General features: G+C 68.9%; 1 protein-coding gene. It reads right to left on the reverse strand.

What is annotated here, in order from left to right; genetic code table 11:
• Positions 1–402, reverse strand: a 402-nt coding sequence (locus MOV75_RS42045) for an enolase C-terminal domain-like protein (protein ID WP_309487032.1), incomplete at both ends; no start/stop codon positions are given.

Raw genomic sequence — 402 nt, forward strand, 5'->3', positions numbered from 1 at the left:
CGGCGCGCAGCCAGCCGGTGACCCCGCCGATGCGCTGCACGTCGGGCATCACGTAGTCGCAGGCTTCCGCCGACAGCGCCGTCTGCATCGAGAACGCGCTGTCAAAGTTCTCGCCGATCTGCACCGGCGTATGCAGCGCGTCGGCGATGCGGGCGCAGCCGGCATAGTCGTCGTGGCGGATCGGCTCCTCGATCCAGCTCAAGCCCTCGTCGTCGAGCATCTCGCCGCGGCGAATGGCCTCGGTCACCGTCAGCGCCTGATTGTAGTCGCACATCAGCGTCACCTGATCGCCGACGGCCTTGCGCACCGCGCGGACGACGGCGAGATCCTCCCGCGCATCGGGCCGGCCGACGCGGATCTTGGCGGCGTGAAATCCCTCGGCCAGCAGCTTGTGCGCCTCTT

The sequence above is a fragment of the Bradyrhizobium sp. PRIMUS42 genome (assembly GCF_023006515.1).
Taxonomy (GTDB): Bacteria; Pseudomonadota; Alphaproteobacteria; order Rhizobiales; family Xanthobacteraceae; genus Bradyrhizobium.